The following is a 20,417-nucleotide window of genomic DNA, read 5'->3' as shown; positions in this document are numbered from 1 at the left end:
CTATGCACATTCATATTCTGGGTATCTGCGGGACTTTCATGGGCTCGATGGCGGTGTTGGCCAAAGAGCTGGGCCATCACGTGACCGGTTCCGACGCCAACGTCTATCCGCCGATGAGCACGCAGCTTGAAGCCCAGGGCATTCAACTGACGCAGGGCTATGACCCGGCGCAGCTCGATCCGGCACCGGATCTGGTGGTGATCGGCAACGCCATGTCGCGCGGCAATCCGGCGGTGGAATATGTGCTGAACAAAGGCCTGCCATACGTCTCCGGTCCGCAGTGGCTGGCCGATCACGTGCTGCAAGGTCGCTGGGTGCTGGCGGTGGCCGGTACGCACGGCAAAACCACCACCAGCAGCATGCTCGCCTGGGTCCTGGAACACGCCGGCATGAGCCCGGGTTTCCTGATCGGTGGCGTGCCGCAGAATTTCTCGGTATCTGCTCGCTTGGGTGGTACACCGTTCTTCGTGATCGAGGCCGACGAGTACGACAGCGCGTTCTTCGACAAGCGCTCCAAGTTTGTCCATTACCGCCCACGCACCGCGATCCTCAATAACCTTGAGTTCGATCACGCTGACATCTTCCCGGATCTGCCAGCGATCGAGCGGCAATTCCATCACTTGGTGCGCACCATCCCGAGTGAAGGCCTGGTCATCCATCCGACCACCGAGCCGGCCTTGCAGCGCGTGATCGAAATGGGTTGCTGGACCCCGGTGCAAACCACCGGTGCCGGCGGTCAGTGGCAGGTCAAACTGCTGAGCGAAGACGGTTCAGCGTTCGAAGTGATGTTCGAAGGCGTGTCGCAAGGCACCGTCGAGTGGGAGCTGACCGGTCAGCACAACGTCGCCAACGCCTTGGCTGCTTTGGCGGCGGCGCGTCATGTCGGCGTGGTGCCATCGATGGGCATTGCCGGTTTGAGCGCGTTCAAGAACGTCAAACGCCGCATGGAGAAAGTCGCCGAAGTGCGTGGCATCACCATCTACGACGACTTCGCTCATCACCCGACGGCCATCGCCACCACCCTTGACGGCCTGCGCAAACGCATCGGCGACGCACCGCTGATCGCGATCATCGAACCGCGCTCCAACTCGATGAAGCTCGGCGCGCACCGTGACGGCTTGCCGGACAGCGTGGTCGATGCCGATCAGGTGATCTGGTACGCCCCGGCCAACCTCGGCTGGGACCTGGCCGGTACTGCCGCGTTGTGCACGGTGCCATCGATTGTCAGCGATTCGCTGGAAGGCATCATCGAGCGTGTGAAGAGCCAGGCCCAGCCCGGCACGCACGTTGTGATCATGAGCAATGGCGGCTTCGGCGGCCTGCACGGCAAACTCGCCGAGGCGTTGCAATGAACACTCTTTCGCAGGACGGCGGCCCGGAACGCATCACGCTGGCGATGACCGGCGCGTCCGGCGCGCAGTATGGTTTGCGTCTGCTCGATTGCTTGGTGCGCGAAGATCGCGAAGTGCACTTCCTGATTTCCAAGGCTGCGCAACTGGTCATGGCCACCGAGACCGATGTGACGCTGCCGCCCAAGCCGCAAATGATGCAGGCCTTCCTGACCGAATACACCGGAGCTGCCGCCGGGCAGATCCGCGTGTACGGCAAGGAAGACTGGATGTCGCCGGTGGCTTCGGGCTCTGGCGCGCCGGCGGCGATGGTCGTGGTGCCTTGCTCTACCGGGACGTTGTCGGCGATTGCCACCGGCGCCTGCAACAACCTGATCGAACGCGCCGCCGATGTCACTTTGAAAGAGCGTCGCCAGTTGATTCTGGTGCCGCGCGAGGCGCCGTATTCGAGCATTCATCTGGAGCACATGCTCAAGTTGTCGAACATGGGCGTGACGATTCTGCCGGCTTCGCCGGGTTTCTATCACCAACCGCAGACCATCGATGACCTGATCGATTTCGTCGTGGCGCGGATTCTCAATCTGCTCGGCATTCCCCAGGACATGCTGCCGCGCTGGGGTGAGCATCATCTGAGCAGCGATGAATAAGCTGCTGGTGCTCGGCCTGGTGTTGTTGCTGACCGGGTGCGCCACAGCGCGCACCCTCGATGCGGCCAAACCCGGTGCGCCGGTGGTGTACTCCGGGACGCGGCTGGATTTGTACGCAATGAATGGCGGGTGCTGTGCGATGGATCGGTTCGGGGCTGAAGCGCCGAGCTATCCGGGGGTGGATCTGCCGGCGAGTGCTTTGCTTGATACGCTGCTGTTGCCGTTGTCCTTGCTCACCGTGATCGGCGTGGGGTTTCAGGCGACTGGCGGATTGTAGTTAGACAGATCGTTCCCACGCTCTGCGTGGTAACGCCTCCGGTGACGCTCTGCGTCACGCTTTGGGACGCAGAGCGTCCATGGCTGCATTCCCACGCAGAGCGTGGGAACGATCATGCGGCGGAAGATTATTTGCCCAGCTTGCGCAGCTCATCCGACTCGATCACCCGCACACCATCCTGCTCTTCCAGCGCCAAACGCCACATCGCCCGCGCCAATTGGCACGCCTCGATGCCACGGTATTTACCCGGAATCAGCTTCGACAACGGCCCGGCCAGTTGCTCGGCCAGACGCGGTTCAGTCCGCTCACCCAACAACAGCGATGGCCGGCAAATGGTCAGTTGCGGCCAGTCCTGCGCACGCAACGCCTGCTCCATTTCGCCTTTGACCCGGTTGTAGAAAACCGACGACTTCGGATCCGCGCCAATCGCGCTGATCACAATCAGATGCCGCGCACCCATCTCCCGCGCGCGTTTGGCGAACGCCACCACCATGTCCAGATCCACTGCACGAAACGCCGCTTCCGAGCCGGCCTGCTTGATCGTGGTGCCGAGGCAGCAATAGGCGATATCGACCCGACCACTGAGTTGCGGCAGAAACGCCTGCGGATCGCCGACCGGGTTTTCCAGGTGCGGATGTTCCGCCAGTGGCCGACGTGAAGGGGCGAGCACGCGAGAAATCGTTGGCTCGTTGAGCAAACGGTCGAGTAGATGTTCACCGGTCAAGCCGGTGGCTCCGGCAAGCAATACGTGCTGAGGCGTCAAGTACATAGTGTCTCTCCCTTGATACTGTTCAGCTTAGTTGCTCTTTGTCGCTCCGTCGTTCAACGCAGCACTTTGCAATGCTTTTCTGGCTTGCTGTTTGCGCAGCAGTTGCCAGTGCGACAGCACGGTTTTCGGCGCCCAGATCTGCGGCTCCGAGGCTTCGAAATTGTCTGCCAGTTCACGCTCGGCCACAGTGGCCTTGGCCAGTTTGAAGGCTTGCTCCAGATCATCGGTCTGGTTCAGTGCCTGGGCGAACAGCGCATCGCCGAAATAGGTGAAGTTGGCTTCTTCCGAGCAACCGAACGACACCCGATCTGCACGCGAGGCGGTCATGATCAGCGTGCGTTCGTCCTTCAGCGCCGGAATGAAACCACCGGAATAGCACGAGGAAATCACGATGATCTTGTCGCGGTTTTTCAGGGGCGCCAGCACGGCGGCGAGTTCGTCGGCGGGCAGGTCGGCCAGCTCCATGCGCGGCTGGTCGAGTACCAGCTCATGCTCGGCAGTGCCGTGGCTGGTCAGGTAGATGAACAGCAAGTCTTCCGGGCCGCTGCGTTCGGCGAGGGCTTGCGCGGCGCGGCGCAGGTTCTCGCGCGTGGCCATCGGCCGGTCGCCGAGATGGTCGCGGTGGTTGACCAGACGGATCTGGCCGTGGGCGCCAAAGCGCGTGTTGAGCATGTTGGCGACATAGTCGGACTCGCGCAGGAATACGCTTTGCTTGCCGTCACCGCCGAGGGTCAGGGTGTACAACTCGACCGCCGGGGTCGACGCGGGGATGGCGGCCAAGGCGTCTTCGAGCAGGCGGCCCTGAGCGAGTAGGCCGAGTTCGAGGGTATCGGGCAGCAACTTGCCGTCGGCATCGCGCACGCGCTGGCCGTTGATCCAGGTGCCGCTCATGACGCTGCCATCGGTGAGCACCAGGGTGCCGCGTCCGGAGTAGCTGTCGTTGTCGAAACCGCCGATGTAGAAGCTGCCATCCGACAGGTTCAAGCGGCCCTGACCGCTGAAGCGCCAGTCGCTGAATGCTCCGATGTAATGGCTACCGTCAGCGCCGATCAGTTCGCCCTTGCCGGTCAGCGCGCCTTCCTTGAACTGGCCGAGCCAGACATCGCCGTCAGCATTTTCGTAGCGGCCCTTGCCGTGCAATTGATTGTTCTTGAAACCGCCGACATAGATGTCGCCGTCGGCGCTGTTGAACGTGCCGCTGCCTTCCAGCTGCCCGTTGACGAAATGTCCGCTGAACGAGTTGCCGCTGGCGTCGCCGCGCTGGCCTTCGCCGTTGGGCTTGCCGTGGGCGAACTGGCCTTGATAGGAACTGCCGTCGTCCATCTCCAGACGGCCGAGCCCGGAATACTGGTCAGCCTTGAATTCGCCACGGTAGGTCATGGCGTTTTCTTTCAGGGTACCTTCGCCTTCGCGGCGGCCTTGCTTGAAGCCGCCGGTGTAACTGCTGGCGTTGGTGGTCAGGCTGCCCTGACCGTCGAACAGGCCTTGTTGGAACTGGCCGCGATAGACCTCGCCATTGCTGCCATGCCATTCGCCCTGACCATGCCACTGACCCTTGTCGAACTGCCCGGCATACCAGCTGCCATTGGGGTAGTCGACGCGGCCCTGACCTTGCAGCAAGCCATCGACCAGTTCACCGCGATAGCGTCCGCCGTCGGGCAGGCGCGCATCTGGCGGCAACAGCGATTCGCCGTCGCCGCACGCGGTGAGCATCAGGGCCAAGGCAAGGGGTGCAAGACGAGCGAGTGAGCGCATAGCGGGATCCGGGCAATTAGGCGACCGAGTATGCCGCAGCTATGTGAACTAATGCAGCCGGTAAAACCAGTGTTGACGCGAAACAGCGTGCGCTGCTTCGCATCCAGAACCATCAGACGAAGCAGAGCGACAGAGGCTCGGCGATATAGGCCGGTTTGTCCGAGCCTTCTATCTCAAGCGTCGCGGTGGCTTTGAGCAGCCACTGGCCCGGTTTTTTCTCGGTGACTTCGCCGAGGTCGACCTTCAGGCGCACTTTGGAATTGACCTTCACTGGCTGGATGAAACGCACGCTGTCCAGACCGTAGTTGACGACCATCTTCACGCCTTGCGGCAGGATCAGGATGTCTTCCATCAATTTCGGGATCAGCGACAGCGACAGGAAACCGTGGGCAATGGTGCTGCCGAAGGGCGTTTGCGCGGCTTTGACCGGGTCGACGTGAATGAACTGATAATCACCGGTGGCTTCGGCGAACAGGTTGATGCGTTCCTGATCGATGGTGAGCCATTCGGAACGTCCGAGTTCCTTGCCGACATAATCTTTGAGCTCTGCAACTGGAACATAGGGCATTGAGACTCTCCTTGGGTTCATCGGTTTTATAGTTTTTAAGGTGGGGGGATTTGACCTCCCTGCGAACCACTGTAGATCATCATGGCGATTTGCTCCGGTCAACCGACCATGCTTTTGGCGAATGCCGATCCATAGCGCAGGCGTGCTTATAATGCCGTGCCCCTGCTGGGCGAAAAGTAAGACGGAGATGTCGGATGTTGCTACGTGGCCTGACCCTGCTGGTGCTGTTTCAACTGCTCGGCACGGCGCTCAATCATTTGCTGTTGCCGGTGCTGCCGGGGCCGATCATCGGTCTGCTGCTGTTGCTGATTTTCCTGATCATTCGCGGTGAAGTCGGCGAGCCGCTGAACCTCGCGGCCGGCAGTCTGCTGCGTTATCTGCCGCTGCTGCTGGTGCCGCCGGCGGTGGGGGTGATGGTTTATGCGAGTGACATTGCTGCCGATTTCTGGGCGATTGTCGGCGCACTGGTGCTGTCGCTGATCCTGTCGATGGCCTTCGCCGGGGTGCTGATGCAGCGCCTGGTCAAGCGTCACGCGCACCGGTCGGAGGAGTCCTGATGCTGTTTGATTGGCAAGGCGCCTGGGCTTCGGTCATTCATCATCCGCTGTTCGGCATCGGCATCACCCTCGGTGCCTATCAACTGGTGCTGGCGGCGTTCGAGAAAACCCGCTGGATCTTTCTGCAACCGGTGCTGGTCTCCATGCTGTTGGTGATTGGCGTTCTGCTCGGCTGCGGCCTGACCTACGCCGAATACCGCAAGAGCACCGAGATCCTCAGCATTCTGCTTGGCCCGGCGACTGTGGCGCTGGCGGTGCCGCTGTATCTCAACCTGCGGCGTATTCGGCAATTGTTCTGGCCGATTTTTACTACGCTGGTGATAGGCGGGGTGGTGGCAACGGGCATGGGCGTGTTGCTGGGCTGGTGGTTCGGTGCCGAGCACATGATCCTGATGACCATGGCGCCGAAGTCAGTGACCTCGCCGATTGCGATGCTGGTGGCTGAGCAGATCGGTGGCGTGGCGGCGCTGGCGGCGGTGTTCGTGTTGATCACCGGGGTGATCGGCGCGATCTTCGGCCCGGCGCTGCTGACTCGCCTTGGCGTGCACAGTCCCGAAGCGCGAGGCATGGCGCTGGGCATGACCGCGCATGCGGTCGGCACGGCGGTGGCCATGCAGGAAAACGATGAGTGCGGCGCCTTCGCGGCGCTGGCGATGAGTCTGATGGGCGTGGCCACGGCGGTGTTCCTGCCGTTGGCGGTGTCGATGGTGGTGTAAGGAAATGTCTATGAGTCTGCCGCTTTTCCCGTTGAACACAGTGCTGTTTCCCGGCTGCAACCTCGACTTGCAGATCTTCGAGGCACGTTACCTCGACATGATCGGCCGCTGCATGAAACAGGGCGGCGGTTTCGGCGTGGTGTGCATCCTTGAAGGCAGTGAAGTTGGTCTGGCGCCGGAGGGCTATGCGCGGGTCGGATGCGAAGCGCGGATCACTGATTTCCAGCAGCAGGACAATGGCCTGCTGGGGATTCGCGTGCAGGGCGGGCGCCGGTTCAATGTGTTGCGTACCGAGGTGCAGCGCGATCAGTTGATCCTCGCCGATGTCGAGTGGCTGGAGGACGACCCCGAGCAACCGCTACAAGATGAGGACGCCGATCTGGTGGCGCTGCTCAAGGCCTTGGCCGAGCATCCGATGGTTGAAGCGCTGAACATGGGCACCGATGCGCCGGGCCAGCAGTCGCTGGCCAATCAGTTGGCCTATCTGCTGCCATTCGCCGAAGAAGACAAGATCGACCTGCTGCAACTGGACGATCCCCAGCAGCGGCTGGATGCGATTCAGGCATTGCTGGATGAGTTGCAGGGCGAATTGTTTGCCTAGTTGCACTTTGAATCAACTGGCCGCAGTTGCCAGCATTGTCTTGCTGATGTCTTTGTCCTAATTTCAAGTTGCCCGCAGGACGCGGGCAATTCGAATAACAACAAGGATGAACACATGACTGTCTATGAAGATGAACGGGCGTTTTGGGATGACATCGCCGGCAAGTATATTTTGAAACATGCCGAAACTGATCATAACGTCGATCGCGTCATTGAAGCCGCCTCAACTTATGCGGACCTGATGGTGAAGGCCCGACGTAAACGCAAAACTGAAAAAGTCCCTCTCGGCGATACCTCACGGATACCGGTAACGGCCTCAGTCGCTGTTTGAACATTTCCTTTTTTCAGCATTGCCTGTCGTTGCAACCTGGCGATGGCAGGACGTTTACAGGTGGGCAACTCGATGTCTTTAGCAAACATAAACAGCAACGCATTCACGGCGCATCTTTATCTTGATGGCCGCCCTGTGGTGCTTAATCAACAACGTCTGCAACAGGCTCTGCGCGACCTGCGCATAACCCAGGGCGAAAAACTGGATGCCGAAGTCGGGCTGGCAGATCCACGTGTCTCCAGTTTGATAACGCTGGCTGACCACGAGGAGGATAACCCGCTGTTATTGAAATTCGTTCCCCAGGGCGATAACTATGCAATCAGTCTTGTGCATCCGGGAACGTTCGATGGCGCGCGGTTATTCATTGAAGACAATACCCATAACCTGCTGGCCAGTACCCGTGCCCCCGTGCAGTACTTTTCATTCAGTACCTATGGTGTGCGCAGGGCTTCTCTCAGGCATATCGAACCGGGTCCGGTTTACCTCGAGTTGATCAGCGAGCCGAATGACCAACCCTTATATCGACATATAAGCAGCGGGATGAGCACCTTCCTGAATAAAGACCCCAATATGACGGGGCATAACGCATTCAATAACAAACCTGCAACCTTCGTGATCAAGGTGCTCAAGTAGCGTACCTCCGCTGTTCAGCAATGGCGCCATTCACTATGGAAGTGAATGGCGCCTTTTTTCAGGCTCGGTAGTGCTCGGCCACGGGCCAGATCACGTCGTTGGAGAATGTGTTTCTGCCTTTTGGCAACTTCAACACAACGCCACCAGAACCGGCTACTTTGCCTATCAAATTGTCATAAGCGTTGGTTCCATGCCAGTAGACATCGTTCGCGTCGGTACCGTCCCATGTGGCTTTCTCGATCGCTTCAGCGTTGTCACCGGCCTGCAGTAATATGTCCTCGACTCTGGCCGCGCGGCTCAGGTCCGAACTCACCAGCCAGATCCGTTCCGCGCTGATACCTCGCGTTGGCATTGATATCCGACCTTCCAGTACATCCCCGTCAAAGTCCCTTTCGTTCAGATAGATATTTTCCACTCGGGGCACCACTTCGATGCCGCGCGTGTCGATGACATAAAGGAAGCCAAGCAGTTGTTTGCGTCGGAGCAATGGATAGTCGCGCGAGTCGTCCATTTCAAACGATGTCTCGGATTCGTTAGCCGAACTGTGTCGATTTCCGCTCGACGAATCACTGTCAGAGAAATGCCCTGGATACCGGTTGGCCTGGCTGTTGTAATGCCGAGGGTTGGAGTAGTAATCAAACCCCATGTAGGTCAAGCCATTGGCCGCACTGAATGTCGCGCTGAAAGCCGATTTGGTTGTGGAGTCGGAAGGGTTGCCCCTCAACTTGACCAAGCGTTTGTCTCGAGCCAGTTCAAAAGGCGTGCGCAAATCGGCGCGGAACATGGCCGGGATGTCCGTTCGATATAAGTAGTCATGCTGGTTGCGTTCATAGCCTGCATATTCCAGGTAGCTTTTCAGGAAGCTTTCTTCGTAGCGTTGTTCAACGGGAGGCAAATCATAGGTAAAGTTTTCGCCTTCCTCTCTGAGTCTCAGACTGAAAGGCCCCAGCTCTTGTGCAATCGGCCCAAACCGCGCGTCGTCCAAGGTGTTCTGAGTCAATCGTTTGTGCTGTTCGGCCCAATCGGGAAAGCCGTTTTCCATGTCCGGTCGAAGGCGTTTTTGCTGAGCGCTGCTCAAGTTGTAGCTGCGCAGGAGTTCGGCACACTCGCTTCGGGATTTCTGCGGGTGGGACCACTTCATGGAATCCAGGAGGAATTTGTGATGATCGTCATTTTCTATGCGCCTTGCCCAGTCCGGCGCTCTGCCGATGGCTTGAGCTTCGGCACGAAAAGCCACTACCTCTCTACCGTAGATCTTGTACACATCCCATATGTCGCCATCGGTCCAGTGCGCAAGTTTTAACGGTACGGATGCATCGCCGCGAGATTCGCTCGGGTCAACTTTAACCAGACGGCCATATTCACCCATCAGGGCGAAGCCGACATTGGTGCGTGTGACCACCCGTCCTTGATGCGGCAGGTCGGTCCATTCGTTGACCGCATAATAACCTTGTGCATCTGGCAAACGACGGGAGTAAGAGTTACTCCAGTCATTCAGGGTGTAGCGGTCGGGAGGGTAATACTCAATGGGTTTGGTCAGACTCCAGGCATTACGCTCGGCCACTCGATAGAGCGGTGGCCCGGATGGAACCCGCTCACTGGGCAATCTGGCCCGGTGGGTTTTGATCAAATCGTGAAATGCCACCATCACTGTCAGCCCGGAGGGTGACCCCTTTTCGTCGGCGATGTCCGCGAACTTCCGGCCTTTGTATACCTTCAATCCGTCCGCATTGTGGGGCAAAGACTCGTCGACGCGCTGCAAGTAAGGTTCCAGGGACGACATTGCTGTCCGACGCTGAGGCGCCTGCGCATCGGCCATCTGCGTAATCGTAATGCCGGGTTCGACTATCGCGGCGCTGCCGTGAGGACTGTCGGTGTTGATACCTGAAGATTCATTCGAACCGTCCGCTCTGAGGCGCCCCGGCAAACGTGAATCCAGCTCGATTGGCCGCTCGGTAGTCGCAGGTCGGGAGGTCGAAGTACCGGCAGTATCGGTTGTCGGCGAAGGGCGCAGAGGCCCGGGTTTCTGGCGCATAAAAGTCACTCCATGTGATTGAGTCAGCCATCCCTTGGCTGAATTGCGTTCAAGGCCGGTCATGCTCGGGAACCGGCCAGGTGATGTCATTGGCGAACGTCTTGTCGCCTTTGGGCAAATCCAGTATCACGCCGCCTGAACCTTTGATTTCGTCAATCAGGTTGTCATAAACGTTACTGCCGAAGTAACCGGCGGCTCGACTGTCGGTTCCCGCCCAGGTGGCCTGTTCAATAGACGCAACACGGTCACCCGCTTGCGCCAGTACATCGTTGACTCTGGCAGCGCTCGTCAGGTCGGAACGCACCAGCCAGATACGCTCGGCGCTGATGCCGCGGGTAGGTGTGGAGATATGTCCTTCCATTTCATCGAAAAGAAACTTGCCGTTGCCGGGATTGAACGCCTTGTTTTCCGCCCCCGGCACCACTTCCAGACCTCGGGTATCGATGGCGTAGACAAATGATGTCGTTTGCTGGCGACGTCTGGACTCATAGCCTTTCGAATCATCGAAAATAAATGAGCTATCAGAGTCCGCCTCATCGCCGGTTCGTTTGCCGTCCGACACCGAACTGCCGCCCGAATCGGAGGACTCCCCGGTACGTCCTTTGGACGACTGCGGATTCACCCCGGGAAAACGATTGGCCTGCGAGTTGTAATGCAGTTCGTGATAGAAACCGCCCTGGGTCGCCGCATAGGCGGTGGCGTCATGCAGTCCGAACGTTGCACTCAAGGCGCGCTTGTTTGTGGTGCCCGTGGGGTTGCCTTTGCGGTACATCATCCGGCCGTCCCGGGCCAATTCGAACGGTAAGCGCGTTTCGCCTCGGAACATCGCCGGGATGTCGGTGCGGTACAACATCTCGTGTCGGGTTCGCAGGTAGCCGAGATAGGCGGCGTAGTCGGCTAAAAAAGCCTCGCTGTAGCGGCTGGCAGGCCAATGATGATTGAGCGCCAGCCCTTGGGTTCGCAAGTCTTGAACATAGTTTTCCAGCTCTTCGCCGATCAGTTTGAAACGCTGTTCATTGCTCGTGTCGAGGGTGAGACGTTTATGTTGTTCCGCCCACTCCGGCATCTGGCCGCTGATCAGTTCTGTACGAAGCTGGCGCAGTTGGGCTTTGCTCAGGTTATAGCTGCGCTGTAACGCCAGGCGCTGCTCGAAGGTCAGCAAGGGATGCCGCCACTTCAGTGATTCGGCGACATGTTGGTAGTCTTCGGTGTTCTGCGCTCGCAGCGCCCACGACGGTGGCTGGCCGGACGTTTGTGCCTGCTCGCGGAAGTCGGCCAGGCGCGCGTCATCCACGATGTACATCTGCTGAATGTCCTGATCGGTCCAGTGTGCGAGCTTCAGTGCTGGCGGCATTGGGGTGTTTACTCGCGCCGGGTCGACGGCGATCCAGTGATGATTTTGATCCTTGTAGGCATGACCCAAGGCCGGCGATTCGTCGCTCGAGGACAGGCGACGAAACTCATGAAAACCGTTACTACTGGCTTGCGCGGAAAATGAATAATCATCGCCATTGAGATAGGTCAGGTGGCGATCCAGGCTCCAGAGATTGTCGTGGATCGTTCGATAAACGGGTGGGCCAGGCGCCAGTTGCCTGAACGAAACAACCCGATACGCCTTGATCTGCGCATCGTATTGAACGCATACGTGTTGCTTGCCCTCCACGCCCGGGAGTCGCACATCCACCCAGTCCCTGGTGAGGTAACTGCGCAGCCCCGCCGTGTTCAGTGCGGGCATGTCGCCGAAGTACGGATGGGCGTAATCCTCAAGCGAACTCGCCGAAAAAAATCGCCTGTCCTCCCCGGTGGCCGGTGAAACACTGACTTCGATTGCCCGGGAGATTGCCCGGGACGTACCCGGTTCATCCTGACGTGAACGTTTTGGCGAGGGGGGAACGTCGGGCGAGAACACGCTGCCGGGGGCGGGCAGCAGTGGGCTGTCGGTGGAGCGATCCCGCGGCGGCGATCCACGGGGCGAGGTCTCGACGGGGGGGGATTTGGGCCGTGGGCCCGGTTTTTGTCGCATCGGCTGGCACTCCATGTGGAACCGTCAGCCATCCGTTGGCTGAACTGAAATACGCCGATGTGAGTATCCGTTCACACCGGCGCGCGGTATTTCGCGTCTGGCCGTTCAGGTTTTGGCGGCGGGCAAGATCTGAAGATCTTGCGGTTTGAGTCGCGCCACAGGGTCACTGTCGATGCCCCAGTACTTTCTCACCGTGTTGTAAAACACCGTGCCGGATTTCCCGGGGGCGAAACCAATGTTCGTGACATGAACTTTCGCCGCCAGTTCGTTGCGCTGCAGGTGCCGATCAAGGTCGGCCACCAATGCGTCGACACTGGCATAACCACGGGCATCGATGACGTACAACTGAAGCACTTCAAATAGCAGGGAGACTTCATAAACGTTGCCCGCTGACGTCACGACGCTGATGGATTCCACCGGGGCGTCATCGTCGATTTCGGGCAGTTCGATGGTCACGCTGGCAATGTGCAGGCGGTTGCCTTCCAGCTGAATATCTTCGCGCACGACCTGTTCTTTCAAAGCGCGGGTATACAGATTCCAGATGGAGGCGTCGGCGGTTTTTGCCGTGGCGCCGGGTGTCGAGAGGCGAACGATCGAGTTGCTGGCCAGGTGCACGTCATAGGTCGAACTCTGGCCCTCAAGCACATAAATGCCAGTATGCGATCCGGCTTCAATGGTGATCCGGCTGGGCTGTGCGGTCAGCGCCGGCTTGACGCTTGCCAGCGGCCTGACAAAGCGATAACTGCCATTGCGTCGCTTGAGGAAACTGCGGGTGCTGCGCACGCGAGTGCCGGGATTTTTTGCATCGTCCTCATAGTCCATCTGCGGAACTTGCAGCCGGTACGAAACCTGATCCTGCAGGATCAACACCACGTCTTGCACCAGACGTGGCGTCGTGACTTTCAGGCTGTTTCTGCCGCTGTAACCGGTGGCCGCCGTAATGGGTTGAACGACGCCCTTGAAGGTCAGCACTTTCGATGGCAGCAGCACAGACAAGTTGATGTCCCGGTAGTACAGATGAGTAGTGCCCGAGACACCTTTGCGCACCTCCACCTCATAAGTGAGCAGGACATCGACAATGTCGGCGTCGTTGAATGCCAGAAAAACCGAGCGCGATGTTTCGGCTGTATTGCGCCGCGCAACAAACGCCACCGGACGATCCGTGCGTGAGACGTAATGTCGCTTCATACCCTCTTCCGCAATCTCGACAGTGCCACCGTTGATGATGTGTACGGCGGGGGCGGGCTGGCCAATCACGGTTACTGCGGGTTCGATGGTGTGAGTCGACGCATCGTCCAACTGCCTCGGCAGCTGAGCCAGCAGCTCATAGCCATCCTGGGTTCTGAACCTGAACTGATCGTTCTTCAGTTGGCGTTTGCCGTCGATCCACTGATAGACATTTTCGACGGTCAACTCATGCTCGGGGTCGTCACCGTCCTTGCCGCGCAGGGAGCTGACCACCAGCGAAGTGCCTATGACCTGCCAGCGCTGAATAATGTCCGCCGGCCAGTCGAATTCGATCAGGCTTGACTGCTCACCGTCCTCGACGAGGGTCGTGCGCGCATTGCTGTTCGCGATGTAATAGCGGTCCGCGCCACTGCCACCCTCCACCCGGCAGTCGAGTCCGTAAATGGCAATCGTGTCGTCGCCGGCGTCGGCGTAGATGCGGTCGTAGCCGTTGGCGGTAATCCGGTTGGCCTCGGCGTTGCCGGTAACCCGGCTGGTGCCTCTGCGCAGTGTCGAAACGTTTTCGATCGACGTGAGCTGCGCGACGTCAATGGCAGCGACGGCGGGATCAAGGCCACGCAGGGCCAGTTTGCCGCTGTGCAAATTGATGTCATGGCCGATGTTTCGTGTATCGCTGATCGGGCGACTGCCTTCGAAGGCCAGAGTGTCGGAACCGGCGCCGCCATCGAGTACGCTGAGGTGGGCCGGTTTGCCCGTGCGGTTCAGTTCTTTTTCGGTGACGTCCTGATAAAACGCATCGTTCTTGTCGCCCCCGGTCAGCGCCTTGTGATCGTCGCGGTAGGTGAACAGATTGGGCTTGTTGCCGACACCGATGACCCGGTCATTGCCGCCGCCCAGGCGCCAGAACACGCCTTTATCGTCACCGGCACTGCCGGATACTTTGCCCTTGAGGCCGGCGGGCAGGCCGTTGCCGGCATCGATTACGTCGTCGCCCTCGACGATGGCTGCCTGACTGTCGAGTTTGAAAGGCTGCTCGCCGGCACTTTCATCCCATTGGTAACGCCAGAGCTCCACGGTTTTGAGTTCAACCCGGAACGCGCCGTTGATCACGTGTTCGATCGAGTGCTTGTACGCGCCTTCCAGCATGTCCTTGGCCGACACGTCGAGCTGTTTCTGGTAATCGTGGTAGCCCTTGGAGAGCTTGAAGCGATCCATCACCTCCTTGTCCAGTTCCTTACCGGTGAAGGCAAACCAGCCGGAGCGCAGGCGTTCGTGGAAGGTCAGCTCAATGTAATCATCGATGTCGTCCACTACCCGGGCGGCTTGATAGATGATCGAGGCGGCGATGAGCAACCCGGCGGCGACGAGACCGACAGGGCCTGCGGTGCTGCCGAACCCCGCCAGCGCTGCAACACCCAGTACCAGGCTGATGCTCGCACCCGCGACGCTCAAGCCACCGCTGACATAATGATCCTGGGCCACTTTACCCTGCGATGCCGCGGCGGCATTGAATGATTTGACCGCGTCGGCGATGTCGAAGGGCAGGGTGATTGCGCTGGCGAAGATCCCGGCACCCCGGCTCATGTATTTGCCGACCGAGGTCAGCGGGAAATACTTCAGTGCGGTGCCGCCATTTCTGAGCATGGCTTCACCGGTTTTGGTCAGCCCCCGCTCAAGGATCAACGACCCGAACTCGGCAGCGATGGACCCCCCCTGAAAAACCGCTTCCAGCGTGTCGCCTGCCTTGATCGCATCGATCATGGCTTTATAGCCGCTGTAAATGCCGAACGCTTGCATACCCACGCCGGCGCCGCTCATCAGATAGCTTTTGTTTTTGCTGATCCAGCCCGGCGCGTTGTCCAGCGCGTCGACACGATGGATATCCAGTTTTTGCGCAGCCTTGCCCAGTTGATTCAGGCGATCCATCGCGCTGCCGGGGTCGATGGCGGTGTCGGCGACGAACAGCGGCGCGGCATCCACGGAACGCTTGCAGGCGATTTCATAGAACAACATGGCCGCCACGCCGCTGTCGGCGATGTCCACCGATTTCAAGCGTGCCTGCACCTTGTCGGCATCGAAGTTGAGGCCGTCGATAAAGCCTTGATCCGCTCGCTGCATGCCGGCATTCGCCGGGCTGATGGCCTCACCATGGACAGTCGCACCCATGGCCTGCAGTTCGACCCGGCTGGCCATCACTTCGCCGATGCGCAAAGGACCGAAATGCTTGTCGAGGGATTTCAGCGTACGCCGCCAGGACGCGTCGGCAGCTTGATCGGTGGGGGGCGCACTGTTGAGCATTCCGGCTTGCGGTGCATGGGGGTTGGCCGAAGCGCTGACGGGGGTGACCTGAATGGGGCTGACGCTGGACAGCTGCAGGGGTGGGGTAATCATTTTTGACATGTCATTAATCCTTTAATGATGGGCGTGTTAATCGCGGTGTCCGTACCGGTTTTTTACGCGTTCTGAATCGTCGGCGTTTGCGCGTCCGGCCAAGTGATGTCGTCGGCAAATTCATCGCCGTTACCCGACAGCCTGAGCACGGGCTTGCCTGCGGTCTCGGCCTGGTCGATCAATTGGTCGTATTCGAATTTGTTGCGGTGTCCTGCATGGGTGGCGGCTTTGATGCGCTTGGCGCTTGCGCCGGCCTGCTCCCGGAGGTGGTCAATCTGCACCGCTTTGGTCAGGGAGGAGTTCAACAGCCAGATGCGATCGGAATCCAGGCCGCTGCGAGTGACTGAAATCAGCCCTTCGAAATCATCCGATGGAAACCAGGTCGGCGGTGTGTCGCGGGCTGCTGAGTTGAAGCTCATGTTTTCTTCGTGAGGGACCACTTCCAGGTGGCGGGTATCCAGCACGTACAGAAACATCTCGTTTTGCTTTTCGCGGGTGCGTTTGTAATTTCGTTGGTGATTCCAAGGGACCGAAGTGTCCGGGTCGGACCAATCGGAAGAGGCGATGCTGTCGGTGTCACTGGCGTCACTGTCCGAGGACGACTCGTGCCTTTCGCGTCCCGGGTATTTGTTGGTCTGACGGTTGAAGCGCAAGTACTCAGGATCAGGGGCGCTGGCATACTGCTTCGCTTCTTTGAGGCTGAAGGTAGCGCTCATCGGCTTGTGCGTCGTGGCGCCGGGCCTGTGGTGATAGCGCGGTAGCATGAAGCCGTCCTTGGCAAGTTCGAAGGGCGTGCGTTCATCACCGCGAAACAGCGCCGGAACATCCGTGCGGTACAGGCAATTGTTCTGGTTGCGCAGGTAGCCGAGTTTGTTCAGCAGTGCTTCGCGCACTTCGCGAGTCAGGCTGGCCTCGGGGCTGTACCAGTCATGCCGGGCATCGCGTTTGAGGTTGAGGTCCTCGACGGCGGTCTGGCTCCACTGCTCGAGGCGCCGGGGATTGTTGACCTCTTCAGTCAGGCGTTTATGCGCCTGAGCCCACTGTGGGAAACCTTGCCCGCTGGTCATCTCATGCTGCAGGCGCAGCAATTGACTGGGCAGCAGATTGTAGGACTGCAGTAATGTCTTGCGTTGTTTGAGGGGCATGTCCGGGTGCAGCCAGCGCAAGGCATCGTTCGCAAGGTCTTTGGCCGGATTGCCGGTGGAAACGGATTCGACCCAGGGCGGGGCTTTGCCGATGGCGTGTGCCTCGGCGCGGAATCGTGGGATGTCCACGCCTTTAATATCGTACAGCTGCCAAATCTCCTGATCGGTCCAGTGTTTCAAGTGCGCGGGTTCTGCACCGAATCCTGCGACGGGGGGATCAACTTCGAACCAGTTGGCGGAGCTATCCTTGAATGCAAAGCGGATGTCGGACTGGTGGGTATTACGAGTTGAGGTGAACTCGTAATAGCCCTGGGAATCCGGCGAACGTGGCGAGACGGTGTAGTGGCTGTGATCAATATAGGTCGGCAGGCGCGCCGGGCGAGGTCGTTTGGCGGACGGCTCGCTGGGCTGTTCGGTCAGGCGCCAGGTCGGCCGGCCGTCATTCTTGTACAGACGCGGGCCGGAAGGCTGGCGTTCGGTCAGCAGTTTGCCGCGGTAGACGCCGGACGCATCAAGGTCGACATGGGTCGTGTGCAGGCTGCCTTGCCATTCGACGTCGGCGAATCGACGCCCGACGATCCAGCGAATACCGTCATCGTCCGCCGGTTTCATCCCGCGCAAAAAGTTTTCGTTCAGCCAGTAATTGTCCAGCGCCCCGGCGGCCATGGTCTGGCTTTGCGTTGGCATGTCGCGGATAACCACGGCGGGTGTCTGGGGCGTATCCGCTCCCGTGCGGGCGCTGCCGGGCGGCAGCGGCGTTGCGTAATCAGGCAAACCGGGCAGCCGATAGCCGGCGGCCGCTCCGGTGGTGAGCGGTGTGTCGGGGCTGCTGGTCGGGTCTGATGGTTGAAGTGTGGAATATGGACGTTTACGCGGTATTTTCGGACTCATGACTGACTCGAAATCAACTGATCAATAAATCCCCGAAAGTCTGTAAAACTGTTTTAGGGTTTTTGATGATCAGTCATTAAGTTGAAGGGTGAGCGAGTCAATCTAATGGTTTTTCAGATGAGTGAAAGCAGTGAGTACCTTGCGTTACGTTAAATGTGTAACTTGGATTTTTAGGGCGTATTGAACGGGGTTTTTTCATCGGGTAACTAAGGAAAAGTTACCGTGGAAGAGAAAGTTGGAGTGAGGTAATAGCGCTGCTCTCGTCGGAAACTTCCTAAAAGAGCAGCGTGGAGGCATTAAGGGTTGTTAGCTTTTAATTAATAGGCATAGCGCAAGAGCGTGTGAGGCAAGTGCCGAAGCACAAAGAAGGCGAACATCGCCACCATGGCCGGCAAGATCAACCACCACACTTTGAATGGCATGGGCTTGAGTGGCGTTGAGCGCTGGCTCAGCCACAGGCTGGCCGCGCAGACGCAACAGGCGAGCATCGCACCGGCCAATACATCGGTCGGCCAGTGCGCGCCCAGATAGACCCGCGACAGAGCGATGGCCAGAGCAGGGATGCAGCCGATCAGCAGCCAGGTCAGGCGCATGCGTGGCGGCTGACCACGGCCGGCGAGTACGGCCAGCGTCAGGAACAGCGCAAAGGAGCCCGACGCGTGACCGCTGGGCATGCTGAACGTTGTCAGCGGATCGGTCAGCACTTCCGGGCGCACCCGGGCGAAGAAGTATTTGGTCCCCGTGTTGGCCAGCGCGGTGACCAGCAGCGTACCCACCGCGAACAGTGCTTGGCGCCATTGGCGGCACACTAACAGCAGGGCCACGAGCAGCGCGCTGAACATCAGCATGTTGCGGAATTCGCCAATCAGCGTCAGCGTCACCGCAACTTCGTCCAGAACCGGCTGGCGATGTTCCTGCACCAGCGTCATCACGCCTTGATCGAGCGCGGTCAAATAGGGATAGCCAATGAACAGGCCGATCAGAATCAACAGGCTCATGCTGCTGATCCAGATCGTTGCGCGGCGGTGACGGCGCAGACTGCTGTTGACGCTCAGGCCGACCATCACGGCGATGCTGGCAGCGACAATTCCGGCTTCGAGCCAGAATCCTTCGGGCAGCGGCAGTCGGAACGCCGCTCCCGTGGCCCATCCAGGCAACAGATAGGCCAGGCTCCAGCCAGCGGCGGCCAACAGGCTGACAGCGGCGAAACGCGGGAAGGGCATGTCGCACATGCCGGCAACCATTGGCAGCATCGGTCGCAGCGGGCCGATGAAACGGCCGACCAGCAGGCTGGCGATGCCGTACCGCTGGAAGTAGGACTCGGCGCCCGCCATCCATTCCGGATGATGACGCAACCCCGGCAGACGACGGATGTTCTGGTGGAAGTGACGGCCGAGCAAATACGAAACGGCATCGCCAAGAATCCCGCCGAGAAACCCCAGCAACAGGGTTTCGCTCAGCGACAGTGCGCCGCTGCCGGCCAGAACGGCGATGGCAAACAGCAGCACGGTGCCCGGCACGATCAAACCGGCAATCGCCAGGCACTCCACCATGGCAACAATGAACACCGCAGCAGCCAGCCATTGTGGATTGGCTGCCAGCCACCCGGTCACGCTATCGAGCCATGGGCCCATACAGAAAAACTCCAAACCATTGATGATCCCTATGCAGGGGCTCCCCAAGGCTGCGATCTTTTGATCTTGATGCTTAAAACAAAGTCAAAAAATCGCAGCCTTGCGCAGCGTCTGCACAGGTTTGTGTTTACAGCAGAAAATAATCCCGGCCTTCGACCTGACCGCGTCGCAGCGGGTTCCGCGTGCACCATTGCGCATAGGCTGAGTCGACAAAACGGTACATCAGGTGTTCATCGCGGCCATGGGGAATGCCCAGGCGTGTGGTTTGAATGATGTGCGATGGCGCCGGCCCGGTGTCCTCTACCAAAAGGACTTCATGATCGAAACGTTTCGCGTCCCACACTGGCACCTTCAGTCCCAGCGCTTTGCACAGTAACGTTTGCCCGGCGCAAAGCTTTTGCGAAGGACGCGCACGTCCCTGGGCATCAGGGTTGTTCAACAGCATTTGCGCCAGGCTCGCCGGCCCGCTGATTTCATCCACCCACGGATAGGCGGATTTGATCAATACCGCATTGCCCGGCCCTTGCGCGCTGAAGTTCAGCGAATCACCGCCACGGGCGTAGTACATATAGATGTGCCCGCCATCCAGAAACAAAGCCTTACGTTTTTCCGTGTAGCCGAGGGACGCGTGGCTGCCTTTTTCGGCGCAGTAATAGGCTTCGGTTTCGATGATTCGCGCGCTCAGCCATAGATCGCCGACTCGGTGGCGGATGACTTTGCCGAGCAGATCCTGCGCCAGCACTTGCGCATCTCGGTCGAAAAAGGCGTCCGGCAGCCCCAGCGGCAGGCGTTCGGCACGGTGGCGAACGGTCAGGTTGGACATGGCAGGCAAGGTTTATCCAGGCTCAAGAGGTCGTGATGATAACAACGCCCGGCTTAATTGGGCCTGAACGCCGGCGAATCAGCGT

At 59.3% G+C, this 20,417-nt stretch carries 17 protein-coding genes; 8 read left to right on the top strand and 9 right to left on the bottom strand.

Annotation, left to right across the window (positions count from 1 at the left end; translation table 11 throughout):
• Positions 1–2 precede the first annotated feature (2 nt).
• The 3 genes from mpl to ACWR1S_RS09505 are packed head-to-tail and all read left to right on the top strand — an operon-like array spanning position 3 to position 2,273.
• Complete coding sequence (mpl, locus tag ACWR1S_RS09515; protein WP_007909560.1) at positions 3–1,352, top strand: UDP-N-acetylmuramate:L-alanyl-gamma-D-glutamyl-meso-diaminopimelate ligase; 1,350 nt, start codon at positions 3–5, stop codon at positions 1,350–1,352.
• Positions 1,349–1,996, top strand: coding sequence for a flavin prenyltransferase UbiX (gene ubiX / locus ACWR1S_RS09510; protein WP_102354554.1), 648 nt, complete (start codon positions 1,349–1,351; stop codon positions 1,994–1,996). Before mpl ends, ubiX begins: the two co-directional genes overlap by 4 nt.
• A complete protein-coding gene (locus ACWR1S_RS09505) occupies positions 1,989–2,273 on the top strand; it encodes a YceK/YidQ family lipoprotein (RefSeq protein ID WP_454563298.1) in 285 nt (94 codons plus the stop codon). The genes ubiX and ACWR1S_RS09505 overlap by 8 nt, the downstream gene beginning before the upstream one ends.
• A 127-nt stretch (positions 2,274–2,400) precedes the next feature.
• Here ACWR1S_RS09505 and ACWR1S_RS09500 read toward each other — a convergent pair whose 3' ends face one another.
• The 3 genes from ACWR1S_RS09500 to ACWR1S_RS09490 all read right to left on the bottom strand — a co-directional run bounded on the left by ACWR1S_RS09500 (position 2,401) and on the right by ACWR1S_RS09490 (position 5,365).
• Complete coding sequence (locus tag ACWR1S_RS09500; protein WP_034153753.1) at positions 2,401–3,042, bottom strand: oxidoreductase; 642 nt, start codon at positions 3,040–3,042, stop codon at positions 2,401–2,403.
• Between the two features lie 27 nt (positions 3,043–3,069).
• Entirely contained in the window at positions 3,070–4,797 is a 1,728-nt protein-coding gene (locus ACWR1S_RS09495) for a C13 family peptidase (RefSeq protein ID WP_454563297.1), read from the bottom strand.
• Between the two features lie 112 nt (positions 4,798–4,909).
• Entirely contained in the window at positions 4,910–5,365 is a 456-nt protein-coding gene (locus tag ACWR1S_RS09490) for a MaoC family dehydratase (RefSeq protein ID WP_007909575.1), read from the bottom strand.
• 194 nt (positions 5,366–5,559) lie between these two features.
• On the opposite strand from ACWR1S_RS09490, the gene ACWR1S_RS09485 reads away from it, so the two are divergent.
• The 5 genes from ACWR1S_RS09485 (at position 5,560) to ACWR1S_RS09465 (ending at position 8,202) form a co-directional block, all read left to right on the top strand.
• The gene (locus tag ACWR1S_RS09485; protein ID WP_454563296.1) at positions 5,560–5,922 is read left to right on the top strand and encodes a CidA/LrgA family protein; all 363 of its coding nucleotides are present in this window, start codon (positions 5,560–5,562) and stop codon (positions 5,920–5,922) included.
• Entirely contained in the window at positions 5,922–6,638 is a 717-nt protein-coding gene (locus ACWR1S_RS09480; RefSeq protein ID WP_454563295.1) for an LrgB family protein, read from the top strand. Before ACWR1S_RS09485 ends, ACWR1S_RS09480 begins: the two co-directional genes overlap by 1 nt.
• A 10-nt stretch (positions 6,639–6,648) precedes the next feature.
• Complete coding sequence (locus tag ACWR1S_RS09475) at positions 6,649–7,239, top strand: LON peptidase substrate-binding domain-containing protein (protein ID WP_454563294.1); 591 nt, start codon at positions 6,649–6,651, stop codon at positions 7,237–7,239.
• Between the two features lie 114 nt (positions 7,240–7,353).
• Positions 7,354–7,569: a hypothetical protein gene (locus ACWR1S_RS09470; RefSeq protein WP_454563293.1), complete on the top strand. Its 216-nt coding sequence runs from the start codon at positions 7,354–7,356 to the stop codon at positions 7,567–7,569.
• A 72-nt stretch (positions 7,570–7,641) separates the two neighbouring features.
• Complete coding sequence (locus ACWR1S_RS09465) at positions 7,642–8,202, top strand: hypothetical protein (protein WP_454563292.1); 561 nt, start codon at positions 7,642–7,644, stop codon at positions 8,200–8,202.
• 58 nt (positions 8,203–8,260) lie between these two features.
• Here the strand turns inward: ACWR1S_RS09465 and ACWR1S_RS09460 are convergent, their stop codons facing one another.
• The 6 genes from ACWR1S_RS09460 to ACWR1S_RS09435 all read right to left on the bottom strand — a co-directional run bounded on the left by ACWR1S_RS09460 (position 8,261) and on the right by ACWR1S_RS09435 (position 20,332).
• Positions 8,261–10,300 carry a hypothetical protein gene (locus ACWR1S_RS09460; protein WP_454563291.1) on the bottom strand — a complete coding sequence of 680 codons (2,040 nt, stop codon included), beginning with the start codon at positions 10,298–10,300 and terminating at the stop codon, positions 8,261–8,263.
• A complete protein-coding gene (locus tag ACWR1S_RS09455) occupies positions 10,287–12,260 on the bottom strand; it encodes a hypothetical protein (protein WP_454563290.1) in 1,974 nt (657 codons plus the stop codon). Before ACWR1S_RS09455 ends, ACWR1S_RS09460 begins: the two co-directional genes overlap by 14 nt.
• A 105-nt stretch (positions 12,261–12,365) precedes the next feature.
• Positions 12,366–15,848: a calcium-binding protein gene (locus tag ACWR1S_RS09450; protein WP_454563289.1), complete on the bottom strand. Its 3,483-nt coding sequence runs from the start codon at positions 15,846–15,848 to the stop codon at positions 12,366–12,368.
• Between the two features lie 53 nt (positions 15,849–15,901).
• A complete protein-coding gene (locus ACWR1S_RS09445) occupies positions 15,902–17,875 on the bottom strand; it encodes a hypothetical protein (protein ID WP_454563288.1) in 1,974 nt (657 codons plus the stop codon).
• 317 nt (positions 17,876–18,192) lie between these two features.
• Positions 18,193–19,509 (bottom strand): bifunctional DedA family/phosphatase PAP2 family protein, encoded by a 1,317-nt coding sequence (locus ACWR1S_RS09440; protein ID WP_454563287.1) that lies wholly within the window; start codon positions 19,507–19,509, stop codon positions 18,193–18,195.
• A 127-nt stretch (positions 19,510–19,636) separates the two neighbouring features.
• Complete coding sequence (locus ACWR1S_RS09435) at positions 19,637–20,332, bottom strand: DNA-3-methyladenine glycosylase (protein WP_454563334.1); 696 nt, start codon at positions 20,330–20,332, stop codon at positions 19,637–19,639.
• Positions 20,333–20,417 lie beyond the last annotated feature (85 nt).

The sequence above is a fragment of the Pseudomonas sp. AIG genome (assembly GCF_977020205.1).
Note: the sequence above shows the minus strand (reverse complement) of the source record. Positions and strands in the feature narration are given on the sequence as shown.